Genomic DNA, 21,667 nt, shown 5'->3' on the forward strand with positions numbered 1-21,667 from the left:
GCAAATACCAATAAATTCGGTTGCCTAAGGCGGCCTTAAAGTGAGCGATTGATACGGTTTCATGAAATATTCCCGCGTTTTTATTAATAGTATGGCCTATGAGTTAGCACCCCAAGTGGTGTCTAGTCTAGACCTAGAATCTCGTCTTGCGCCGCTTTATCAAAAGTTTCGTATTCCAATGGGGCAATTAGCCGCTTTAACCGGTATTAAGGAACGTCGCTGGTGGCCAAAAGGTTATCGTTTATCTGACGGCGCTATCAGTGCTGCCCGTAAAGCGGTTGCTGAAACAGGTATCAATGTCAGTGATTTAGGGGCAGTTGTTTACACAGGCGTGTGCCGTGACCAACATGAGCCCGCAACCGCGTGCCGCGTGGCTGCAGAGCTTGGTGTGTCTAAAGATACCGCGATTTACGATATCAGTAACGCTTGTTTAGGTGTGCTTTCTGGCATTTTAGATATCGCTAACCGTATTGAGCTTGGACAAATTAAAGCCGGTATGGTGGTATCTTGTGAATCGGCGCGCGATATTGTTGAAGTCACTATCGACAATATGCTCAATGAGCCGACAATGCAGAATTTTGCCCAATCGCTAGCGACCTTAACCGGTGGCTCTGGTGCGATTGCGGTTATCTTAACTGACGGTAGCTTACCGCTTAAAAATACTCGTAATCATCAGCTATTAGGTGCCAGCCACTTATCGGCGCCTGAGCATCACGAGTTATGTCAGTGGGGCCTACAAGAAACCAGTCAAAAGTTATATCGTGAGTTTATGCGTACCGATGCCGTCACCTTACTTAAAGAAGGGGTTGATCTGGCTAAGCATACTTGGGAACACTTCTTAACTCAGCGTGAGTGGTTAGTGGATCAAGTTGATAAAGTGATTTGTCATCAAGTGGGCGCATCAAACCGCAAACAAGTGTTAAATGCTCTCAATATTCCTCATGAAAAAGAATTTCCAACTTATGAAACCTTGGGCAATATGGGCACGGTTTCGCTGCCAGTAACAGCGGCGATGGCCCACGACCAAGGCTTTTTAAAATTAGGCGATCAAGTGAGCTTTCTAGGCATAGGCAGCGGGTTGAACTGTATGATGCTAGGCATCAAGTGGTAATCATTTCGCTGGTTATAGAATAAGTATTATAAAATTGTAGGAAGCATCATGTTAGAAAATCTGTTGCCTTTTGATAGCCATTATTTAGACCGCAGTGGTAACAAACTGCATTATGTTAATGAAGGCCAGGGTGAGCCAGTGGTTATGGTTCATGGAAATCCAAGCTGGAGTTATTACTACCGTAACTTAGTCAGTGCATTAAGCACCAATTATCAGTGTATTGTGCCTGATCATATTGGTTGTGGTTTATCGGATAAACCTGATGACCCACAATACGATTACACATTAGAAAATCGTATTGATGATTTAGAAGCGCTGTTAGATCATTTAGATGTCAAAGAAAACATCACCTTAGTGGTTCATGACTGGGGCGGAATGATTGGTATGGGCTATGCTGCCCGTTATCCTGAGCGCATTAAGCGCTTAGTATTTTTAAACACAGCAGCATTTCACTTACCTGAATCTAAGCCTTTTCCTTGGGCATTATGGGTTTGCCGCGAAACTATTTTAGGGACGTTTTTGGTCAGAGGCTTTAATGCCTTTTCATCCATTGCATCCTATGTGGGTGTTAAACGTCAGCCAATGGCCAAAGCAGTGCGCGAAGCCTACGTTGCGCCATTTAATAGCTGGAAAAACCGTATTTCAACCTTACGTTTTGTGCAGGATATTCCGTTAAAGCCTGAAGATCGTAACTATGAGTTAGTTTCAAATATTGCTGATAGTTTATCTAAATTCTCTGAAGTGCCAACACTGATTTGTTGGGGACTACAGGATTTTGTATTTGATAAGCACTTTTTAGCAAAGTGGCGTCAATATATGCCCCATGCGCAAGTAAGAGAGTTTGATGACTGTGGTCATTATATTCTTGAAGATGCTAGCGAAGATGTCATCGGGCTTATTCAGAACTTTATGGCTAACAACCAGCAAAGCTAAACAGCGACCTTGGGCGTGATGAAATACTCATTATTCACGCCCAAGTTATAAACCAATGACATCAGGCTTATGACATTAAAAACGGCTAACATCTGTCGGCATTTACAAGATGCGGCAAATAACTTTCCTTCTCAATTAGCTGTCGCGGTGCAAACAGCGACATCTGCCAATCAAGCCTCTCACGCTTTAACTTATCAAGACGTCGATTTTGGCTCCCTAAACCAACAATCTGATTATATTGCCTATCGTTTAAATGCCTTTGGCCTTCAAGCTGGCATGAAAGCTGTGTTGATGGTGACCCCAAGCATTGATTTTTTCGTGCTAACGTTTGCGTTATTTAAAGCGGGCGTAATTCCTATTCTGGTCGATCCCGGTATGGGGGTTAAAAACTTAAAACAATGTTTTGAAGAGTCACAACCCGATGTGTTTATTGGTATCCCTAAAGCCCATATTGCCAGAAGAATATTAGGTTGGGGTAAATCTTCGGTTAAGCTTTGCTTAAATGTGGGCGGCAGTAGTATTCAGCGTTGGTTATCAGGCGCAGTGAGTATTGACGCCTTGCCACAGGTTAGTGGATCATTTGCCAAAGCTTACCCCATGGTCACACTGTGTGATGATCAAATGGCGGCAATTTTATTTACCAGTGGCAGTACAGGCACCCCAAAAGGTGTGGTGTATTCCCATGGCATGTTTGAAGCGCAAATTAGCGCCCTTAAACATGATTACGGCATTAAGCCCGGTGAGCGCGACTTAGCGACTTTTCCATTATTTTCATTATTTGGCCCTGCACTGGGTATGGCATCTATTGTGCCAGCGATGGACGCCAGTAAACCCATAACCGCTAATCCTGAGTATTTATTCGCAGCGATTGAGAAATATCAATGTACTAATATGTTTGTTAATCCGGCATTGCTGGAGCGCTTAGGCGCCGCTGCTGAAACTAAAACCGCAGCCCAAAACCAAGCATTTACATTACCAAGCGTGCAAAGAGTTATTTCAGCAGGGGCGCCAGCAACCATCTCATCAATAAAGCGTTTTAGCAAAATGTTAGCAACAGGAGTTGAGGTGCTCAACTCTTATGGGGCGACAGAGTCTTTGCCGATTAGCATGATGCCAAGCAGCGAGCTGTTTGATACCACCGCCGCAACTGATGCTGGTAAAGGTATTTGTGTGGGTAAAGCCATTGATGGTGTTGAGATTAGCATTATCGATATTACTGAGTCAGTTATCAGCCATTGGGATGAAGCCGATATTTTACCTGTAGGAAAGATTGGTGAAATCGTCGTAAAAGGGCCGATGGTAAGTCGTGAGTATTATCATCGCGATAGTGCAACTAAGCTGGCCAAAATTACTGATGCTGACGGTATTCGACACCGCATGGGTGATGTCGGTTACTTGGATGAATTAGGGCAATTATGGATGTGTGGCCGCAAGGCCCATCGAGTTGATCAAACTCTAAAAGGTAGCCTTAGTAAACGTTATTTTTCAATTCCCTGTGAGCGGGTATTTAACACCCATAAACAAGTAAAACGTTCAGCACTGGTGAATATTGTCATTAATGGCAATATTGAACCACTGTTATGTGTCGAACTTGATAAAGCCATGACTTGCTCAAACAGTAAAGCGCTATACCAAGAGTTAGTTGATATCGCTGAAAAACATACACATACAATGGGTATTTCACGTTTTTTAATTCATCCAGATTTTCCTGTGGATGTCAGACACAACGCGAAAATATTCAGAGAAAAATTAGCTGTTTGGGCTCAAAAACAGTGGAAAGAATAGTGCAAATCGTTGCTGAAATGTTTGCCAACAATCAATTTTTATTAGCGTTCTCAATTAGGTAAATACATGCTTGAACTCGAAATGTTATTAAAGCCAGAACAGGCAGCCTTAGCTGCGCTTAAAAGTCGGGTTAACAAAGTATTTGTCACCGGGGCAGGTGGTTTTTTAGGTAAAGCGATTTGTACTCGTCTGCGAGCAGCAGGCATTGAAGTTAATGGTTTTGCTCGTGGTGAATATCCTGCATTAACGGCGATGGGCGTTAACATGTATCAAGGTGATATTAGCGATTCAGATGCGCTAGCAGCGGCGATGCAAGATTGTGATTTAGTGTTTCATGTGGCGTCAAAAGCGGGTGTTTGGGGCGATAGAGATAGCTATTTTGCCCCTAACGTTAATGGAACCGCTAATATCCTGCGTGCGTGTAAAGCATTAAAGATCAATCATGTGGTTTACACCAGTACTCCAAGTGTCACCTTTGCGGGTGAAGATGAAGCCGGTATTGATGAATCTTCCCCTTATGCCGCTAGCTTTTTAAACTTTTATGGTCACTCTAAAGCCATTGCCGAAAAAATGGTGCTAGAAGCCAATGGGCCGCAGTTGAAAACCACCGCATTAAGACCGCATTTAATTTGGGGACCTGAAGATCCACACTTGGTGCCTAGAGTGATAGCGCGGGCGAAAATCGGCAAGCTAAAGTTGGTGGGTAAACAAGATAAACTGGTTGATACCATTTATGTTGATAATGCCGCTTATGCGCATATTCTTGCGGCAGTAGACTTAACGCAACAAGCTAAGAGTGCAGGTAAGGCATATTTTTTAAGTAACGATGAACCTATCACTATGGCGGCCATGCTCAATAACATTTTAGCCTGTGTTGATATTGCTCCAGTGACGAAACGAGTTCCTGCTGGTGTGGCGTATAGCGCGGGTGTGGTATTAGAAACCATCTATAAAATACTTGGTAAACAGCAAGAGCCGATTATGACAAGGTTTGTCGCAAGACAATTATCCACCTGTCATTATTTTGATATTAGCGCCGCTAAAAACGATTTAGGTTATGAAGCGCTGATCAGTATTGACGAAGGTATGTTGCGCTTAAAAGCATCACTAAATTAAGCCGATAATTTAAATCGCTAATTTAAGTTGAAATTTAAATTATCAGCAAGGGATTACCAGTATACATGTTGTTGCTGGTGATCTTGTTTCATCACATCAGTTGTATGTTATCTGTCATTATTATTAAAGCGCTGTGCAAATCACTAATCACTAATCACTATAACCACTAGAATCCTCGTTGACTCATTGTTTATAACCGCAGTCACAATCTAAAACTTTAAATATGTAAAAACAACATCTTGCGCGCCATTCTTGGTTGTGATGTAACATTGTGTTTACAATGTGTTCAATATGAATAATCGCTAAACTATTGGTTAAAATTTTCAGCGCGCTATCTTAAATTCCTGTCCACACACATAGTAAAATAATTTAAATTCATATGTGGGCCTGGGAGAGCGAGATGCCAGATCAATGGAAACCAGCCACAGTAGCGATTCATGGTGGTCATATAAAGGAAGCGTTTGGCGCATTAGTCACGCCACTTTATCAAAGTGCCACCTTCGTGTTTGACAATGCCCAGCAGGGCGGAGCCAGGTTTGCCGGTGACGAACAAGGCTACATTTATACGCGTCTTGGTAACCCTACTACCGCAGAGTTAGAACGTAAAATGGCCTTACTTGAAGGGGCAGAATCTGCCGCTGCATGTGCCTCAGGCATGGCTGCTGTTTCAGCGGCGTTAATGACTCATCTGGAGGCTGGCGATCATTTAATTTCATCAAATGCGGTGTATGGTTGCACTTTTGCTTTGTTGAGTAGCCAACTAAAACGGTATGGCGTGGATACAACATTTGTAGACTTTTCTGATCCCTTAGCAATTGAAGCGGCAATTCAGCCTAATACTAAATTGGTATTTTGTGAGAGCCCTGTCAATCCGCATTTACAAGTATTTGATTTAACCGCAATAGCAGCTATTGCAAAGCGCAATAATTTGATAAGTATTGTTGATAACACCTTTATGACGCCTTTATTGCAACAGCCGCTGACTTTGGGTATTGATATGGTGATCCACAGTGCAACCAAATACTTAAATGGTCATGGGGATGTCATTGCAGGCATTGTTTGTGGAAGTGAAGCGCATATTCATCAATTAAAATACCAAATTCTTAAAGACTTTGGCGGTGTTATTTCGCCCCATGATGCATGGCTAATTTTAAGAGGATTAAAAACCTTAGATGTCAGGTTAAGCCGTCATTGTGACAATGCTGAAAAGTTGGCTGTTTACCTTAATCAACATACAAAAGTAAGCAGTGTTTTTTATCCCGGGCTTGAAAATCATCAAGGCTTTAAATATGTCGGCAAACAAATGCGTCGAGCGGGTGGGGTAATCGCCTTTGAATTAATAGGGTCCGAACAAGATGCGATTAACTTTGTAAATAAATTAAAACTGTTCACGATAGCCGTGAGTTTGGGCGATGCGGAGTCACTTATTCAGCATCCTGCATCAATGACTCATTCACCCTACACCCCCGAAGCGAGAGCAGAAGCGGGGATAACCGATAATTTATTACGGATTTCAGTTGGGTTAGAAAACGTAGAAGATTTGATTATCGATATTGAACAAGCACTTTAGGTAATAAAACTTTTGAAAGCGATTTAAATACGGCTTTAGCAAGTAAAATTATTAGAAGTTTTTTGAAATTTAATGAGGATATTTGGAAGTTTAAGAAGAGTATTAATAATTTATAATGATTTAAATTGGTTGCGGGAGCTGGATTTGAACCGACGACCTTTGCAGATTTATTAGGGTTGAGCCCGAACTGAGGATCTAAAAATCGACGCAATACACTTGAGCTTGAAAAGTGATGAAGAATATTTTGAAATTAAGAAGGGTATTTTTAAATTTAAGAAGAGTATTACTATTTGAAAGTGATTTAAATTGGTTGCGGGAGCTGGATTTGAACCAACGACCTTTGCAGATTTATAAGAGTTGAGCCCGAACTGAGGATCTAAAAATCGGTGCAATACACTTGAGCTTGAAAAGTGATGAAGAATATTTTGAAATTAAGAAGGGTATTTTTAAATTTAAGAAGAGTATTAATAATTTAAAATGATTTAAATTGGTTGCGGGAGCTGGATTTGAACCAACGACCTTCGGGTTATGAGCCCGACGAGCTACCAAACTGCTCCATCCCGCGTCCGATTAAAAACTTACCTGTTACACTGCATTAAAAAGAATTGGTTGCGGGAGCTGGATTTGAACCAACGACCTTCGGGTTATGAGCCCGACGAGCTACCAAACTGCTCCATCCCGCGTCCGATTTTAATGACTTTTTACAATAATACTTTAACTATAATACTTTAACTATAATACTTTAACTATAATACTAATTGGTTGCGGGAGCTGGATTTGAACCAACGACCTTCGGGTTATGAGCCCGACGAGCTACCAAACTGCTCCATCCCGCGTCCGATTATATAGTTCTATTAAGTTAAGAGGTTGCATTAGTTATATTATAACCAATGAACTTTGCCGATTTATATAAGTTAAGCTCGACGAATTGTCTGCTCAATTAAATAAATTGGTTGCGGGAGCTGGATTTGAACCAACGACCTTCGGGTTATGAGCCCGACGAGCTACCAAACTGCTCCATCCCGCGTCCGTACTTAATAGTTTGTTGTTTTTATTGGTTGTGATTAATGATTTGAATCAATAATACACATTAATAAAATTAACCAATTGAATTAATATTCAACTTGAAAATTTTATTGGTTGCGGGAGCTGGATTTGAACCAACGACCTTCGGGTTATGAGCCCGACGAGCTACCAAACTGCTCCATCCCGCGTCCGAATAAAAACTAACTTGCTTAAACTTCTCTTTAGCAACCATGATTAAATGATTGTAGGAGCTGGGTTTGAACCAACGACCTTTGCCAGTTTATATTAGCTGAGCCCGACTATTTATATGCTAACTAATTGTCTGCTTACTAAGGTTAAATGGTTGCGGGAGCTGGATTTGAACCAACGACCTTCGGGTTATGAGCCCGACGAGCTACCAAACTGCTCCATCCCGCGTCCGTTTAAGCGGGGCAGACTATAACGGCCAATCTTGTTCTTGGCAAGTCATAATGACAACTTTATTACTGCTTGCTGACTTACTGAGCACCAATAGCAAAAAATAGCGGCTTTATAAGGCAGATAGCCCTGTTATAGCCGTAGTTTTGAAACAGAAATGAAAGTTTACTCACCAATACAGGGCTATATCGGTAATGTATTGTATAAAATGTGGCAATTAACAGACATTTTCACACCTAATATCGGTTTAGGTATATAATGCATGCTTAATTATATCTGTGAGTTGATGACTGTCTATCCATGTTGAATTTTTTTGCTGCTGCCCCAAAGGGGTTTGAATATAGCTTATCCAATGAGCTTAAAGAGTTTGGTGCTACTGATGTTAAGGAAAGCGTCGCTGGTGTGTATTTTTCTGCGCCGTTAGAACTTGCCTATCGAATTACATTGTGGACTCGACTTGCTAGCCGAATTGTTGTGGTTATCTATAAAGGTGCTTGTGAATCTGCTGAGCAACTTTATAACGCAGCTTACAGTATTGATTGGCCGTCTCACTTCTCAAACGATAGTACCTTCAGTATCGATTTTCACGGTACTGGCGGCTTTATTAATAATACCCAGTTTGGCGCTTTAAAAACCAAAGATGCGGTTGTGGATCGTTTTCGCGATGATGGTTTAGATAGACCTGATGTTGGACGCGTCAATGCTGAATTTAGAATTGATGCCCATTATCGTAATAATCAATTAACGCTTTCAGTTAATTTCTCTGGCGCTTCTTTACACCAACGTGGCTACCGATCAATAACCGGTGAAGCACCTCTGAAAGAAAACTTAGCCGCTAACATGCTTATAAGAAGTGGTTGGCAAGCAAATCCAATTACATTATTAGATCCCTTTTGTGGCAGTGGTACCGTTGTTATCGAAGCGGCATTAATGGCTGCAGATATTGCTCCAGCGCTTAAACGCGCCCGTTTTGGTTTTGAGCATTGGCATCAACATGACGATACCCTATGGCAAGGGATTTTAAATGAAGCAAAAGCCCGAGCCAGTCTTGGTAAAACTCGCTGCGCATTAAAGTTTTTTGCCTCTGATATTGACGGTCACCTTGTAGCGCTTGCAAAACAAAACGCAGAAAACGCCGGTGTTGCTGATTTAATTGAATTTAGTGTTTCAGATGCACTTGATGTTACTCCACCAGTAGAAGCGGGTTTCTTAATCTCAAACCCACCATATGGTGAGCGTTTAGGTAGCATTACGGAATTATTGAAGCTGTATTACAAGCTTGGCGATAAGTTTAAGAAAGACTTTGGCGGTTGGAAAATTGCCATGTTGTGTAGTGATATTGAATTACTCTCAGCATTAAAGCTAAAAGCCGATAAGCAAATGAAGATGTTTAACGGTGCACTAGAGTGTGGCTTTAACTTATTTACTTTGCATGCTAAAAGCACTCGCCGTGAAATGCCGGTGTTGCCTGAAGGTGTTGATATTGCAGATATCTCGCCTGCTTTTGCTAATCGTATTAAAAAGAATATGAAGCAACTAACCAAGTGGGCTAAAAAAGAAGGTATTGATAGTTACCGCATTTATGATGCTGACTTACCTGAATACAATGTGGCAGTTGATAAATATGTCGATTATGTGGTTATTCAAGAATACTCTGCGCCTGCGACTATTCCTGAAGCGGTGACAAAGCGTCGTTTAACCGATGTATTACTTTCATTGCCTGCAGCATTAAATATGGACCCTGATCGCGTTACCTTAAAGACCCGTGAAAAGCAAAAGGGCACCAACCAGTATCAAAAGCTTGATCAACAAAAGCTGGAGATCATTACCCAAGAGTATGGCGCTAAGTTTAAGTTAAATTTAACTGGCTACCTTGATACCGGTTTATTCTTAGATCATCGTTTGACCCGTAAATTAGTTGGTGAAAAATCAGCGGGTAAAAATGTGCTGAATTTATTTTCTTACACAGGCTCTGCATCGGTACATGCGGCATTAGGTGGGGCTAAATCTGTCACTACAGTCGATATGTCAAATACTTACCTTGCTTGGGCAAAAGAGAATTTTGATTTAAATAATTTATCAGGTAAGCAATATCAATTCATCCAAGCTAACTGTATTCAGTGGGTGAAAGATTGTGAAGAGAAATTCGATCTGATATTTATCGATCCGCCAACTTTTTCTAATTCAAAAAGAATGGAAGATAGCTGGGACGTTCAACGAGACCATGCGGCAATGCTGGTTGATTTGATTAAAGTATTAAGCCCTAATGGCGAAATTATTTTTTCGAATAATAAGCGTAAATTTAAAATGGATATCGAGCTTTTAAGCCAATATAAAATGGACATTAAAAATATCGATAGTCAAACATTACCATTGGATTATAAGCGTAATCCGCACATCCATAATACTTGGTTAATTACCCATGCTAAGTCTCCTTACGCTAAATAAGCTTTAAGGTTAAAAGTATGAGTTCTAACCCAACAACAGACAGTGCAGGCCTAATTTTATATCACACAGATGGCTGTCATCTGTGTGAAATTGCTCAAGCGTTAGTTGAGCAATTAGGCATTGACTATCAACATATTGATATTTGCGATAATGACACACTGGCAAGCCGTTATGGCATCTCTATACCAGTGTTAGTTATGGATGAAAAAGAATTGTTTTGGCCCTTTGATGCCCAGCAGTTAACAGAATTTATTAGGAGCGTCGCTTGAGTTTAGTTCGTATTAATAATGGCTCTTTAGCCTATGGCTATACCCCGTTATTGAAAAATGCTGATTTCACTATTTTACCTGGTGAGCGAGTGTGTATCGTAGGCCGAAATGGGGCGGGTAAATCAAGTTTAATGAAAGTGCTGTCAGGTGATGTATTACTTGATGACGGTGAATTTAATATTGCCTCTGATGTGAATGTCAGTCGACTACAGCAAGATCCGCCTAAAGCTGAAACCGGCACGGTTTATAAATATATCTCTTTAGCATTAAAAGAAATTGGTGAAATGCTAGAGCGTTATCATAAGCTTTCACATGACGTTGCTACCGCTGAACCTGATGAAATGAACAAGATGCTCAATCAAATGCAGCGCTTGCAAGAGTCATTAGATCATAATAACGGCTGGCATTTAGATTCTCGTATTATTCAAAATTGTGAATTGTTAGGCTTAGATCCCGATAAACCCCTTAGTGAGTTATCAGGTGGCTGGCAGCGTAAAGTGGCATTAGCAAGAGCCCTAGTTAGCGAACCGGACTTATTATTGCTTGATGAACCGACCAACCACCTTGATATTGATACCATTGAATGGCTTGAAGAGTTTTTATTAAACTTTAAAGGCGCTATCGTGTTTGTCAGTCATGACCGTGGCTTTATTCATCGTATGGCAACACGCATTGTTGATTTAGATCGCGGCGTAGTGACATCGTGGCCGGGTAATTACCATGCTTATTTAGAAGGTAAGCAAGAGTGGTTGCGTGTTGAAGCGGAACAAAATGCCCATTTTGACAAAAAATTAGCAGAAGAAGAAACTTGGATCCGTCAAGGGGTAAAAGCCAGACGTACCCGTAATGAAGGCCGAGTGCGCGCCCTTAAAGCATTAAGAAATGAACGCAGTGAGCGCCTGAATCGTCAAGGCAATGCCAAGATGAACGTCAGTGATACTGAGCGTTCTGGTAAGTTAGTATTTGATATTAATAATCTTAATTACAATTTACCTGATAAAGATTTAGTTAAAAACTTCAGTTCAACGGTTATACGTGGTGACAGAATTGCCTTAATCGGGCCAAACGGTTGTGGTAAATCAACATTAATTAAGCTATTAATTGAGCAGCTTTCGCCGCAATCAGGTGAAGTTAAAGTCGGTACCAAACTCGAAGTTGCCTATTTTGACCAATATCGCGAAGCGTTAGATCCTGAAAAAACCGTTGAAGAAAACGTCGGTGATGGTAAAAAGACTGTCACAATTAACGGTCAAGATCGTCATATATTAAGTTACTTACAAGATTTCTTATTTTCACCTATGCGTGCTCGTACGCCAGTTAAGGCATTATCAGGTGGTGAAAAGAACCGATTATTATTAGCTCGTTTGCTATTAAGACCTGCAAACTTAATTATTCTCGATGAACCTACCAATGACCTTGATATTGAGACCTTAGAATTGTTAGAGTCTTTACTGACTGATTTTACTGGTACATTATTGATCGTCAGTCATGATAGAGAGTTTATTGATAATACTGTAACCAGTAGTTGGTGGTTTGCCGGTAATGGTAACTGGCATGAGTATGTTGGCGGATACAATGATGCCGTCTCTCAGGGCGCTAAATTTTATTCTGAGGAACAAGCAGCAACATCTGTTGTCCAAACTCCTGCGCCAGTAGAAACTAAGCCTGTAAAGCAGACTAAAGCTGCCAGTACAGCACCTAAAAAATTATCGTTCAAACTTCAACGTGAACTCGAACAACTACCGAGTAAAATGGAAAAGTTAGAACAAGAAGTAGAAGAAATACAAAATACTGTGGCTTCAGCTGATTTTTATAGCCAACCACAAGATACCGTCAACTCAGTGCTTAAAGCATTGGCGACAAAAGAACAGGAATTGGACACTTGCTTCGAGCGTTGGGAAGAACTCGAATCACTGAAGTAAGCGTATAATAATAATAGGAATTATAATGAAGTCGAAGTTTGATAAGGCATTATCTGTCGTTGCCTTGAGTGTGCTTGGCGCTATCGGAAGTGTACATGCCGCTCCAGTATATGAAATTGTAAACATTGAAGATTTTGATCTTAAAGGCACAGTAGACGGTACCCGAAGTGGTTACGCCATGGCTGTTAATGCCAACAATGAACTTGTAGGTGTTTCTAAAGGTAAGAAAAAACTATCTGTCGATGATGACGAAGATGACAATGACGTTATTGATGTAGAAGATGGTATCGCACCTGAAGAAACCATTATTTATTCAGTATTTTTGCCTCTGGTGGCAAATAACTTTACTTTCACAGCGGAAGAAAACGATGCTGAGTCAGCTTGGTATCCAAACTTCTATAGCGTTAATGGCACTACAGCACCAACCGATGTTGATGATGAAGGCGAGTTAATTATCAACTCGGTTGATACCTTTTTCTATGGCATGAATGACAACAATTACAAAGTTGGTTCATATACTGCGCCTGAAAAAACTATCGACTATGTTGGTAGTGATGAAGACCAAGAGTTTTGGTACTATCGCGATTTTGAGCTTCGTGGTGTCGCTGTCACGCCTGACGGAGAAGAACTTGAATTAGTACCATCTTACGAAACTTATATTCGTGAAGATGATGGTTTTGAAGTTGAGTTAGGTGGCTGGTCAGCGGCTGCGGCAATTAACGATAATAATTTGGTGGCAGGTTATGCCAGTACTGACATTATTGAATTCAGCTCAGATCGTATCGATAGTTGTATTGACGCAGATTTAGACGCAGATGAAGACTCTCCTGCGCCAGTTGAAATTTGCGTACAGGCCGATCAGTTCCCTGCAAATGGTCGTCGTAACATTCAGTATCAAACCCGTGCCCATGTATGGCAAATTGCTGATGATAATACGATTCCTGCAGAAAACGTCATTGAGTTGGAGTTAGGTTTAACCCCTGATGAAGATTCAACCTTGGTGTATACCGCTCAAGCTTTAGGTGTTAACAACAATGATGTCGTCGTAGGGCGCTCACACGTTTACCGTAATGGTAAAACGGATGATCTTTATCAAGATGCCGCCTACTGGGTGAAAAATGCCGCAGGTGAATATGAGTATCAGTGGATTGATACTGATATTTTCAGTGACGATGTTTATAACTCAATAGCACGTGATATTAATGATAATGGTATTGTCATTGGTACTTTTTATAAATATGTCAGTGGAATTTTACGAGATAAGTTCTTCTATTACGATATTAACAACCCATCTGCTGAAATCGTAGTACCTAGTGACTTTCAAGATTCAGGTATTTCAGAGCTAAGTAGTTACCCAAAAGCCATTAATAATGCAGGTCAAGTGGTTGGTAATATTGAGGTCACTTATGATAAAGATAAGCCGCGACCAAAAGCAGGTTTTCTTTATAACATCGGTGATGATGAATTTGTGAACCTTAATGCGACTTTAACGTGTGAGTCAAAAGGCTATGAGCAAGATGCTGATGGCAAATGGACTCGTTATCCGGTTGAGGTTATTGATGGTGACGGCTCAATTTTAAGCTATGACAGTGAAATATATGTGGTTGAGGCCAATGACATCAATGAAGACGGCACCATTGTAGGTACAGCATTTATTCGTAAACCTTTATACCAATTTGATACCGATGGTAATTTGATTCTTGATGAAGACACTAACCTACCGTTATTTGAAATAAATGGTAATGGCGACCCTGTAACGTCTTATTTACCGCGTATGGTGGTAATGAAACCGGTATCAGGTAACGAACAAGCCTGTACTGAAAGTGATGACGTAGAAGATGAGCCCTATGTAAGAAAAGGGGCGGCTAGCTTTGCTTGGTTATTCGCTCTGCCGTTACTTTGGTTACGTCGTCGCAAGCTTAAGTAGAGAGCATTTTTTGAACTAAAAGTCGAGGATTATTCCTCGATTTTTTTTTGCTTTTTATCTCAATACTTTAATTAAAAACACATAATTTTGTCATATTTTTGCATTGATCTTGTGTGAAATTTCACCTATTTCTAATGCTGAAGCGAACGCTTCTTGATTAACAAAATGAGGATGTGTTAATGAAAAGACAAAAAAGAGATAAGTTAGATAGAGCTTTTTCTAAGGGATTCCAAGCAGGTATTGCAGGGCGCTCTAAGGAGCTTTGCCCTTACGGAACTTTAGATTCTAAATCTCAATGGTTAGGTGGTTGGAGAGAAGGCGTAGATGGACGTATGAGTGGTTTGTTTAATAAATAAATGAAAAGGCATCATATTAATATCTTTGCCCTCTGGGGGTTGATTGAGGGCAAAATAATGCCGTTTAGCTAAGTTAACCTAAAGCAACATTAGCTAACAGTGATTACTATTCATATTCAGTGAAATGCTTAAAAGGTCGAGGTATCCTTAAAAATACCGACTTTCAAATCAGTAGCCGAGTAAATCTCACGGCCATCCACTTCCATAGTGGCATCAGCAATCCCCATAACCAGCTTACGGTGAATCTTTCGTTTTAAAGTGAGCTTATAGGTGACTTTTTTCGCTTCAGGTAATACTTGCCCGGTGAACTTTACTTCGCCAACCCCAAGTGCGCGCCCTTTACCTTCTGCGCCTTCCCAGCCTAAATAAAAGCCAACCAATTGCCACATGGCATCTAAACCTAAGCAACCTGGCATCACAGGATCGCCATTAAAGTGGCAGTCAAAAAACCATAAATCAGGGGTGATATCGAGTTCAGCGACTATTTCGCCTTTACCATATTCACCACCGTCAGCATTAATGGTTGTGATCCTATCTATCATCAACATATTATCGACAGGCAGACGTGGTGAGTTAGGCTCAAAAAGGTTGCCATTACCACATGCGATCAGCTCTTCTTTAGTGAAACTGTTAGCTCTTTTCATTTAAATATTTACCACTTTATTACGAATAGGCTGACAAGATAGCGAACACGTGTAAGCTAAACAACTCCGATCACTATAATATCTTTAATTTCATTAATATTTTTTGTAAAAAGCTTAATTCGAGCTCTTCATCATCGTGGCCAGCCATTTTTTCTAAACGTGTTTGGACCTGGCCATAAATTGATTCAGCAGGAAAATCATTGTCTTCGTTTCTTACCCCTGCTGGAGCTTTCATTAATAAATCGATAGCTTGATCCATATGCTCAATTGCATGAATATGAAACAAGCCTTTTTCAACGGCCTCAATAACTTCGGTTTCAAGGTTTAGTTGTAGCACATTCGATTTAGGAATAATAACGCTGTGCTCACCTGTTAAGCCACGTCGCTTACATAAATGATAGAAGCCTTCGATCTTTTCATTCACACCACCAATGGCTTGCACCGCGCCGAATTGATCTAGTGCGCCCGTAATGGCAAATGCTTGGTTAATCGGCTGCTCGGCAATGGCAGACATTAAGCAACAGTACTCAGCTAAAGAGGCACTATCGCCATCAATCTCTTGATAAGACTGCTCAAACACTATATTGGCATTTAAATGCAAAGGTACATCGCGACCAAAAATACGGTACAAGGAAGCTGAAAGGATCATCATACCTTTAGTATGAATATTACCGCCCAACTCTGATTTCCTCTCAATATCAATCACTTCACCGTCACCATAATGGACAGAGGTAGTGATCCTTGCCGGCTCGCCATAACTTGAATCATCAGTGTCAATCACAGTTAAGCCATTAATCTGGCCGATTATTTCACCGCTCGTTTGCAGATTAATGAAATTATCATCAAAGTTTTGTGCTGAATAAACCTCAGAACTGTCATGGCGTGACTTTGACTGTCTAAGAGCTTTTGCTATGGCAGTTGAATTGAGCGAAGCACTATTAGAGTATGCTTTAGCTTGAGTCAGTACCTGAACTATTTGCAGCATTGATAAACTTAAGCGTTGCTGATGCTCAGTAAGTTTGGCGCTGTAATTAAATAGCGGTATCAAGCTTGATGGCTCTAATTGAATGTTATAGGCATCAGCTAAACTATTTAGCCATTGCAGGTACTGAGTTTCATTATATTTAGTTAAATCAATTTCTGAGTTAACCTCGCCAAGCAGTGGAAAGTTTTTATAAAAAACTCTGTCTTCAGTTCTTAAATGAGTAAACAAGTTAGCTGAGCCCATTAGCACAATTTTACAATTGAGTGGGATTGGCGCGATATCGTTGCTAATTTTATATTGTTTATGCTCGAGGATCTGCATGACAAAATCCCACAGGCCTTCACGTTTCCATAAAGAGTTAGCATCAATAAAAACGAAATGGTTGGAGGCTAAAATGCCAGCTTTATACTGGCTAGACTTATCAGTCTTATGCATTTTACCGACTAGATCAGCGCGGCGAATAGAGCCACTAACATAGCTGTAAAGGGTATTTTGATGCGCAACAGTGCCAACATTCTCTGCCGGTAACTCAGCCTGCCAGCGGAAATTAAAATTGTGATTTTCATCTTGGCTTTTAGTCGCAACCAAAAAGGAATCTGATGGCGTATTAGCCTGACTCACAAGGGCTTTAATAAACAGTTCACGCTCAATACCCGCAAAATCAGCGACAAATAAATGTTGGTGTGCAAGTTTAGTCATTAAATTAAATGCATCTAAACAACGCTCTTGTCCCAACAATAAATGGCTTAGATAAGCAGTAGAAGGTAAAGATTGAGGTAACGTAAACTGAGGAGCAAGTTTGGGTATAGAAATTAAAGTTGTGGTCATAGCTTTAAGTATCAGAAATAGTTAAAGCGATTTTAGCATATATTATCGTCATATCATTGAAATGTTCGATGCTTTGCGGATTATCTATGGGCTTGCTGGAAAAATATGACACTGGATTGCTATATTCAAGGCCATTGCTGCTTCTTATTTGGGGGTTAGCGTAATTCTTTAAACAAAATGTAATCGCTAAAAGCGTGTTTGTTGATAGAAAAGGTGAGGGAATCCAGTGGTGTAGAAGGTGATTTTTACTCACCTGATTAGCAAATGAGCCAACAAAGGTGGAAAAATGTCTTAAAAGCTTATTTGATGAGCATTTGAATGTTTTTTTATAAATTCCGGTTTACAACGAGGTCTGATACTTATATTATTCTCGGCGTTCGGAGAGATGGCAGAGTGGTCGAATGCACCGGTCTTGAAAACCGGCATGGGTTTGTAGCCCATCTAGGGTTCAAATCCCTATCTCTCCGCCATATTAAATACGAGAAAAGCCGTTGATTATCAACGGCTTTTTTTGTTTCTGGCATTTGAGGGGCTTTCTGAGAGGATTGACTCAGACAATGTACCTTTATAGAGCTCCCAATAGTGTGTACTTCACACGTATCTGTTTAGCCAAATCGTTACGCGATAAAGGCTTTCCTTTTGATATTAAAGTTTCTTTGTTGACTCGTGACAGAGCACAAGCGGTTATTCGTAATATCGATGTCGCAGGCACACTGAAAAAAATCATCAATACCATAGACCATCAAACCTGTATTAATGACTTTATTCGTTATGTTGATGAAGTGATTAACAGTCTTCGCAGTGAATTTGAGAAAAACAAGTCAACCATCAGTACAAAGCCAGCAAGTTATAGCATCCCCATCAGAGACACTAAGCTGTCACAACACCGTGAAACCACGGCTGTCGCTCAAGCAATGTCCGTGGTGACGTTACATGATGCTCTAGCAGGTTTTGTTACTTCAAAAGAGAAGTCAGGCATTAGACCACTCTCTATTAAACAACTTGAACAGCGAACCTGTCACTTAATTAAGTTACTGCCAACAATCGGTAACCGGTCACCAAAAAGCACTCAAGCTATTTGCGTTAACGATATCACCTCGGCTGATGCGATGAAGTACCGTGATGAGCTACTCACACAGGGCAGAAGCTATAAAAGTAATAAAGAATACTTAGCGGCCGTATTTCAGTTTTTTAAGTGGTGCAAGTTAATGAACTACTGCAGCCATAACCCTTTTGAAAACGTGACAGTAGGGCAAAAGCCCAAAGTTAAAGCCAACCAAGAAAGAGACCGTTGGGATACGAGTGAACTAAAAAGGCTGATACATTCCGCCGAATTTAAAGCTTCAACAGCGGACTTTAAGTGGGTCACCCGATTGATGCTTTATGGCGGCCTAAGGCCATCAGAGGCGTGTCAGTTAAAGCCCAGTGACATCGTCGTAATCGAAGGTATTCATTGCATTAACGTTGATGACAGCGGCAAAGGGCAACGTATTAAGAATGCCAATGCAAGACGCAGTATTCCAATCCACCAAAGCTTGATAAAGCAGGGCTTTATTGAATTTGTAAAAACACGTAAAAAACATCCCCAGTTGTTTAATTATAAACCAGTGGGGTTAGTGGAAGATTGGTCAAAAACCTATTGTAAGCACCTATCGATATTACAAACCTGCATTGGCATGAAAGCGAGTCAACGACCAACGGCTTATAGTCTACGACACACTTTTATCGATGAGTTTAAGCGTTTGGATATCAGCGAGCATATTGTGGCGCAGATAGTTGGCCACGCAAACCCAAACATCACCTACGGCCGCTATGGGAAGGATATGCAGGCTAGGGCATTACTCAAATACATTGAGCGACTTGAATATAATATTTGATGATCGGGTGTTTTTATTCGAAAGTGATAGAGGAGTGTGTAGCTCATTTCTGCCTCAAAACGAGTTGGTGCTAGCAATGGGATAATCAGCATAACCTTACTTTTTCTAATCGATTATGACCGCCTTACTTGTCGTCCAAATGACTGGTTGCCTATACAGGTATAACTGATTTTCTCCAAATTGAGATAATTCTGGCGCCAAAGGATGCGTAAAATGAGCTTTTTACGCATCGATAATTTTGTAACATTCGAGAAAACCCATACATATCAATCTCCTGCGAAATTTTTTAAAGTGTTGTATAGACCGCGTAAACAAAGATGCATTCTTTTTTCGGCAGTATTTTGAGCATTATTTACGTATTCGCGAAAATATTCGTTTTACAACAATAACTTAGCGATGGTATCTTTGAAGTTTGAATTGAGCAGCCTGGAACATTATTGTGCTGCTATTGAATAAGCTGTTAGGTTTTTCTTAACTTGAGTCGAAGTATGAGTTACAAATGGATTATTGTATTAATAGCTCTTTTATTAACCTCTTGTGGGTATAAAGGTGATGGTGAATATATAAAAGATGGAACATGGCCATTCGTTAATTATAAATTAGATTTTCCTTCTTTCAGCTTTACTTCAAATTATGAAAATACCTTTAAAGTAAACGGTTATGGCTCGCATGGTTCATCCTATTTAATAGTAAAACTTATAAGTGAAGCACCTTTAAGTTTCGAAGAATTAAATACAATTCTAGAGGTACGTGTAAGTAATGGAGATGAGGTTTACTTTTATAGAAATACTCCATTAAACAGCCACTACTTGCGTATGGTAAGTTTAGCCGACGGTTCATGGGCAACAGAATTAGAATGGAATGGACGTTATAATTACTCGGCACAAGAAATTAAAAATAGAGCAGTTCCTTTTTCTCCAACAATGAAGCCTGAGCAATCAACTGAAATGGTTTATATGCAATCATTACCGACAGAGGCTTCTGAGTTTAAAGTATTTGTTAAAGTAGGTAGTGTTCCAAGTAAATTTAATAATATAAAAGTGCGTATAAGTTTAGTGTCTGGCTGGAAGTAACTTCTAGCACCAAAACCTAATCGGGTAGCCGGAGGTATCTAGCCTCCAGCCCCCACACCACCCTGCATGCGGCTCCGCACAGGGCGGTTCCCAAAGACTTTCAGAACAGGTTGGCCGATTAGCTCCGACATATCCCAATGCTGGCTTCTGTATTATCAACGCCAACACTCCTAAACCCGGTCGGGCATGAAATATTGAGTTGCACAGGCTCCTCACTGATCTTTAGGTTCAGGCCTTCACCATGTCCCAACCATTACGATGGGCGTTCGGCTACTATGCCGTCTGCTGACTTCTGCTTAATCACATCCCGAGTTACCCCGTTATGCGCTATCGGTTTTCATCTGGTTCGCTCTTTTCAGTCGATGACGCTGAAAAGCCAAGGCACTTATAAACCAGAGCCTCACTGGTTAATGACCGATCGCGTGTTAAGTAGATCTCCCCAGATAAGAACATGAACTTTCTTTGCACTGCTGCATCATTTACGGTGGCCATTAGATCACGTGGTTTCGTCGTCTTGTGCCAACTCACCTCTAGCCTACGCCTCATATGATGTTCTTGTTCATCAGCTCGCAAATTTGCTAGCGGCTTCCTCCAGACCAATCCTCGCGGATAAGCCCTTGCCATTCGCTAGTAGTTAACGTTTAATAACAGCATGTTAATAAACGGTGACCTTCCTACAGAGGACTTTCACCTCATTAGTTCATGCCCATGCTGGGCGTACACAAGGCGTTCAAACGGACAAATAACAGCTGGCTGTTGTTCGTGCCTCACACATTTTAGCCAGCTATTATTTGCCGCTTAACGTGGCGTTATGTGCCACTGAAAGATGGAGTACGCATTGAATTTTAGTTTTAAATCTAAGTTGCTAATCAGCGCAGGAGTCATTGCTTCAGCTTCTGCAGTTTGGCATCTACTTTGTATTTTTGGTGGGCCTAGCTGGTTTGCTTTTGCTCGTGCCCCTCAACAGATCATAGATTCCTCAGTTCAAGGAACTTTACTGGCTCCAATTGGAACTATAATCGTGGCAAGTTTAATGTTTGCTTGTACTGTCTTTGCTTTTTCAGCGGCTGGATTAATACGTAAAGTTCCTCTGCTCAAATCAGCTTTAATTACCATTGCAGTGCTATGTACTCTACGTGGTCTAATTGCTATTCCTACATTTGTAACTTCTTCAGGTCTAGATATTTGGCAAATTGTAGCAAGCACCGTTTGGTTTTATGTTGGCATTTGTTTTATCACTGGTAGCATAGAACAATTTAGGTTGGGTAAATCAGGCACATAACAAGCCACTCAAGCAGGACAAATAACAGTTGGCTTTGTTCGCTTCGCTCTCTATTATAACCAACTATTATTTGCCTCTTAGTGGGGCGTTATGTTTTT

The 21,667-nt window shown here is 40.7% G+C and carries 15 protein-coding genes and 7 tRNA genes; 14 read left to right on the top strand and 8 right to left on the bottom strand.

All coding sequences use genetic code 11. From position 1 onward, the window contains the following. Window positions 1–61 precede the first annotated feature (61 nt). From BCU57_RS03400 to megL, 5 genes are all read left to right on the top strand, one after another. Window positions 62–1,111: a 3-oxoacyl-ACP synthase III gene (locus BCU57_RS03400; protein ID WP_076539890.1), complete on the top strand. Its 1,050-nt coding sequence runs from the start codon at window positions 62–64 to the stop codon at window positions 1,109–1,111. A gap of 48 nt (window positions 1,112–1,159) precedes the next feature. After that, complete coding sequence (locus tag BCU57_RS03405; protein ID WP_102437671.1) at window positions 1,160–2,044, top strand: alpha/beta fold hydrolase; 885 nt, start codon at window positions 1,160–1,162, stop codon at window positions 2,042–2,044. A gap of 69 nt (window positions 2,045–2,113) precedes the next feature. Beyond that, window positions 2,114–3,829 carry an olefin beta-lactone synthetase gene (oleC, locus tag BCU57_RS03410; RefSeq protein ID WP_102437669.1) on the top strand — a complete coding sequence of 572 codons (1,716 nt, stop codon included), beginning with the start codon at window positions 2,114–2,116 and terminating at the stop codon, window positions 3,827–3,829. Window positions 3,830–3,895: 66 nt separating this feature from the next. Beyond that, on the top strand, window positions 3,896–4,945 hold the full coding sequence (oleD, locus tag BCU57_RS03415; RefSeq protein WP_102437667.1) for a 2-alkyl-3-oxoalkanoate reductase: 1,050 nt from the start codon (window positions 3,896–3,898) through the stop codon (window positions 4,943–4,945). Between the two features lie 400 nt (window positions 4,946–5,345). Beyond that, on the top strand, window positions 5,346–6,515 hold the full coding sequence (megL, locus tag BCU57_RS03420) for a methionine gamma-lyase (RefSeq protein ID WP_102437665.1): 1,170 nt from the start codon (window positions 5,346–5,348) through the stop codon (window positions 6,513–6,515). Between the two features lie 488 nt (window positions 6,516–7,003). Here the strand turns inward: megL and BCU57_RS03425 are convergent. The 6 genes from BCU57_RS03425 to BCU57_RS03450 form a co-directional block, all read right to left on the bottom strand. Continuing rightward, a tRNA-Met gene (locus tag BCU57_RS03425) sits at window positions 7,004–7,080 on the bottom strand. Between the two features lie 41 nt (window positions 7,081–7,121). Then, window positions 7,122–7,198 (bottom strand) — tRNA-Met (locus tag BCU57_RS03430). A 76-nt stretch (window positions 7,199–7,274) separates the two neighbouring features. Beyond that, window positions 7,275–7,351: transfer RNA gene (locus tag BCU57_RS03435), tRNA-Met, on the bottom strand. Between the two features lie 114 nt (window positions 7,352–7,465). Beyond that, window positions 7,466–7,542 (bottom strand) — tRNA-Met (locus tag BCU57_RS03440). 110 nt (window positions 7,543–7,652) lie between these two features. Then, window positions 7,653–7,729: transfer RNA gene (locus BCU57_RS03445), tRNA-Met, on the bottom strand. A gap of 152 nt (window positions 7,730–7,881) precedes the next feature. Further along, window positions 7,882–7,958: transfer RNA gene (locus BCU57_RS03450), tRNA-Met, on the bottom strand. Window positions 7,959–8,258: 300 nt separating this feature from the next. Here BCU57_RS03450 and rlmKL point away from each other — a divergent pair. From rlmKL to rmf, 5 genes are all read left to right on the top strand, one after another. Next, a complete protein-coding gene (gene rlmKL / locus BCU57_RS03455; protein ID WP_102437663.1) occupies window positions 8,259–10,406 on the top strand; it encodes a bifunctional 23S rRNA (guanine(2069)-N(7))-methyltransferase RlmK/23S rRNA (guanine(2445)-N(2))-methyltransferase RlmL in 2,148 nt (715 codons plus the stop codon). 17 nt (window positions 10,407–10,423) lie between these two features. Then, a complete protein-coding gene (locus BCU57_RS03460; protein WP_102437661.1) occupies window positions 10,424–10,675 on the top strand; it encodes a glutaredoxin family protein in 252 nt (83 codons plus the stop codon). Next, window positions 10,672–12,597 carry an ABC transporter ATP-binding protein gene (locus BCU57_RS03465; protein WP_102437659.1) on the top strand — a complete coding sequence of 642 codons (1,926 nt, stop codon included), beginning with the start codon at window positions 10,672–10,674 and terminating at the stop codon, window positions 12,595–12,597. Before BCU57_RS03460 ends, BCU57_RS03465 begins: the two co-directional genes overlap by 4 nt. Before the next feature lie 25 nt (window positions 12,598–12,622). Continuing rightward, entirely contained in the window at window positions 12,623–14,524 is a 1,902-nt protein-coding gene (locus BCU57_RS03470; protein WP_102437657.1) for a DUF3466 family protein, read from the top strand. A gap of 179 nt (window positions 14,525–14,703) precedes the next feature. Then, on the top strand, window positions 14,704–14,880 hold the full coding sequence (rmf, locus tag BCU57_RS03475) for a ribosome modulation factor (RefSeq protein ID WP_076539913.1): 177 nt from the start codon (window positions 14,704–14,706) through the stop codon (window positions 14,878–14,880). A gap of 128 nt (window positions 14,881–15,008) precedes the next feature. On the opposite strand, the gene fabA is transcribed toward rmf, so the two are convergent. Next, window positions 15,009–15,524, bottom strand: a complete 516-nt coding sequence (gene fabA / locus BCU57_RS03480) for a bifunctional 3-hydroxydecanoyl-ACP dehydratase/trans-2-decenoyl-ACP isomerase (protein ID WP_102437655.1) — start codon at window positions 15,522–15,524, stop codon at window positions 15,009–15,011. A 73-nt stretch (window positions 15,525–15,597) separates the two neighbouring features. Further along, window positions 15,598–17,337 carry a S16 family serine protease gene (locus BCU57_RS03485; RefSeq protein WP_102437653.1) on the bottom strand — a complete coding sequence of 580 codons (1,740 nt, stop codon included), beginning with the start codon at window positions 17,335–17,337 and terminating at the stop codon, window positions 15,598–15,600. Window positions 17,338–17,716: 379 nt separating this feature from the next. Here BCU57_RS03485 and BCU57_RS03490 point away from each other — a divergent pair. From BCU57_RS03490 to BCU57_RS03505, 4 genes are all read left to right on the top strand, one after another. Next, window positions 17,717–17,807 (top strand) — tRNA-Ser (locus BCU57_RS03490). Window positions 17,808–17,894: 87 nt separating this feature from the next. After that, the gene (locus BCU57_RS03495) at window positions 17,895–19,214 is read left to right on the top strand and encodes a tyrosine-type recombinase/integrase (RefSeq protein WP_413211394.1); all 1,320 of its coding nucleotides are present in this window, start codon (window positions 17,895–17,897) and stop codon (window positions 19,212–19,214) included. A 488-nt stretch (window positions 19,215–19,702) separates the two neighbouring features. Then, a complete protein-coding gene (locus BCU57_RS03500) occupies window positions 19,703–20,287 on the top strand; it encodes a hypothetical protein (protein ID WP_102437060.1) in 585 nt (194 codons plus the stop codon). An 838-nt stretch (window positions 20,288–21,125) separates the two neighbouring features. Next, the gene (locus BCU57_RS03505; RefSeq protein ID WP_198589972.1) at window positions 21,126–21,569 is read left to right on the top strand and encodes a hypothetical protein; all 444 of its coding nucleotides are present in this window, start codon (window positions 21,126–21,128) and stop codon (window positions 21,567–21,569) included. Window positions 21,570–21,667 lie beyond the last annotated feature (98 nt).

Origin of the sequence: Shewanella sp. 10N.286.48.B5 (assembly GCF_002874355.2) — a bacterium.
Lineage (GTDB): Bacteria > Pseudomonadota > Gammaproteobacteria > Enterobacterales > Shewanellaceae > Shewanella.

Bases quoted from the DNA above. Each gene is read 5' to 3' on its own strand.
- BCU57_RS03400 (WP_076539890.1), top strand. From the start codon at position 62: ATGAAATATTCCCGCGTTTTTATTAATAGTATGGCCTATGAGTTAGCA.
- BCU57_RS03405 (WP_102437671.1), top strand. From the start codon at position 1,160: ATGTTAGAAAATCTGTTGCCTTTTGATAGCCATTATTTAGACCGCAGT.
- oleC (WP_102437669.1), top strand. From the start codon at position 2,114: ATGACATTAAAAACGGCTAACATCTGTCGGCATTTACAAGATGCGGCA.
- oleD (WP_102437667.1), top strand. From the start codon at position 3,896: ATGCTTGAACTCGAAATGTTATTAAAGCCAGAACAGGCAGCCTTAGCT.
- megL (WP_102437665.1), top strand. From the start codon at position 5,346: ATGCCAGATCAATGGAAACCAGCCACAGTAGCGATTCATGGTGGTCAT.
- rlmKL (WP_102437663.1), top strand. From the start codon at position 8,259: ATGTTGAATTTTTTTGCTGCTGCCCCAAAGGGGTTTGAATATAGCTTA.
- BCU57_RS03460 (WP_102437661.1), top strand. From the start codon at position 10,424: ATGAGTTCTAACCCAACAACAGACAGTGCAGGCCTAATTTTATATCAC.
- BCU57_RS03470 (WP_102437657.1), top strand. From the start codon at position 12,623: ATGAAGTCGAAGTTTGATAAGGCATTATCTGTCGTTGCCTTGAGTGTG.
- rmf (WP_076539913.1), top strand. From the start codon at position 14,704: ATGAAAAGACAAAAAAGAGATAAGTTAGATAGAGCTTTTTCTAAGGGA.
- fabA (WP_102437655.1), bottom strand. From the start codon at position 15,524: ATGAAAAGAGCTAACAGTTTCACTAAAGAAGAGCTGATCGCATGTGGT.
- BCU57_RS03485 (WP_102437653.1), bottom strand. From the start codon at position 17,337: ATGACCACAACTTTAATTTCTATACCCAAACTTGCTCCTCAGTTTACG.
- BCU57_RS03495 (WP_413211394.1), top strand. From the start codon at position 17,895: ATGTACCTTTATAGAGCTCCCAATAGTGTGTACTTCACACGTATCTGT.
- BCU57_RS03500 (WP_102437060.1), top strand. From the start codon at position 19,703: ATGAGTTACAAATGGATTATTGTATTAATAGCTCTTTTATTAACCTCT.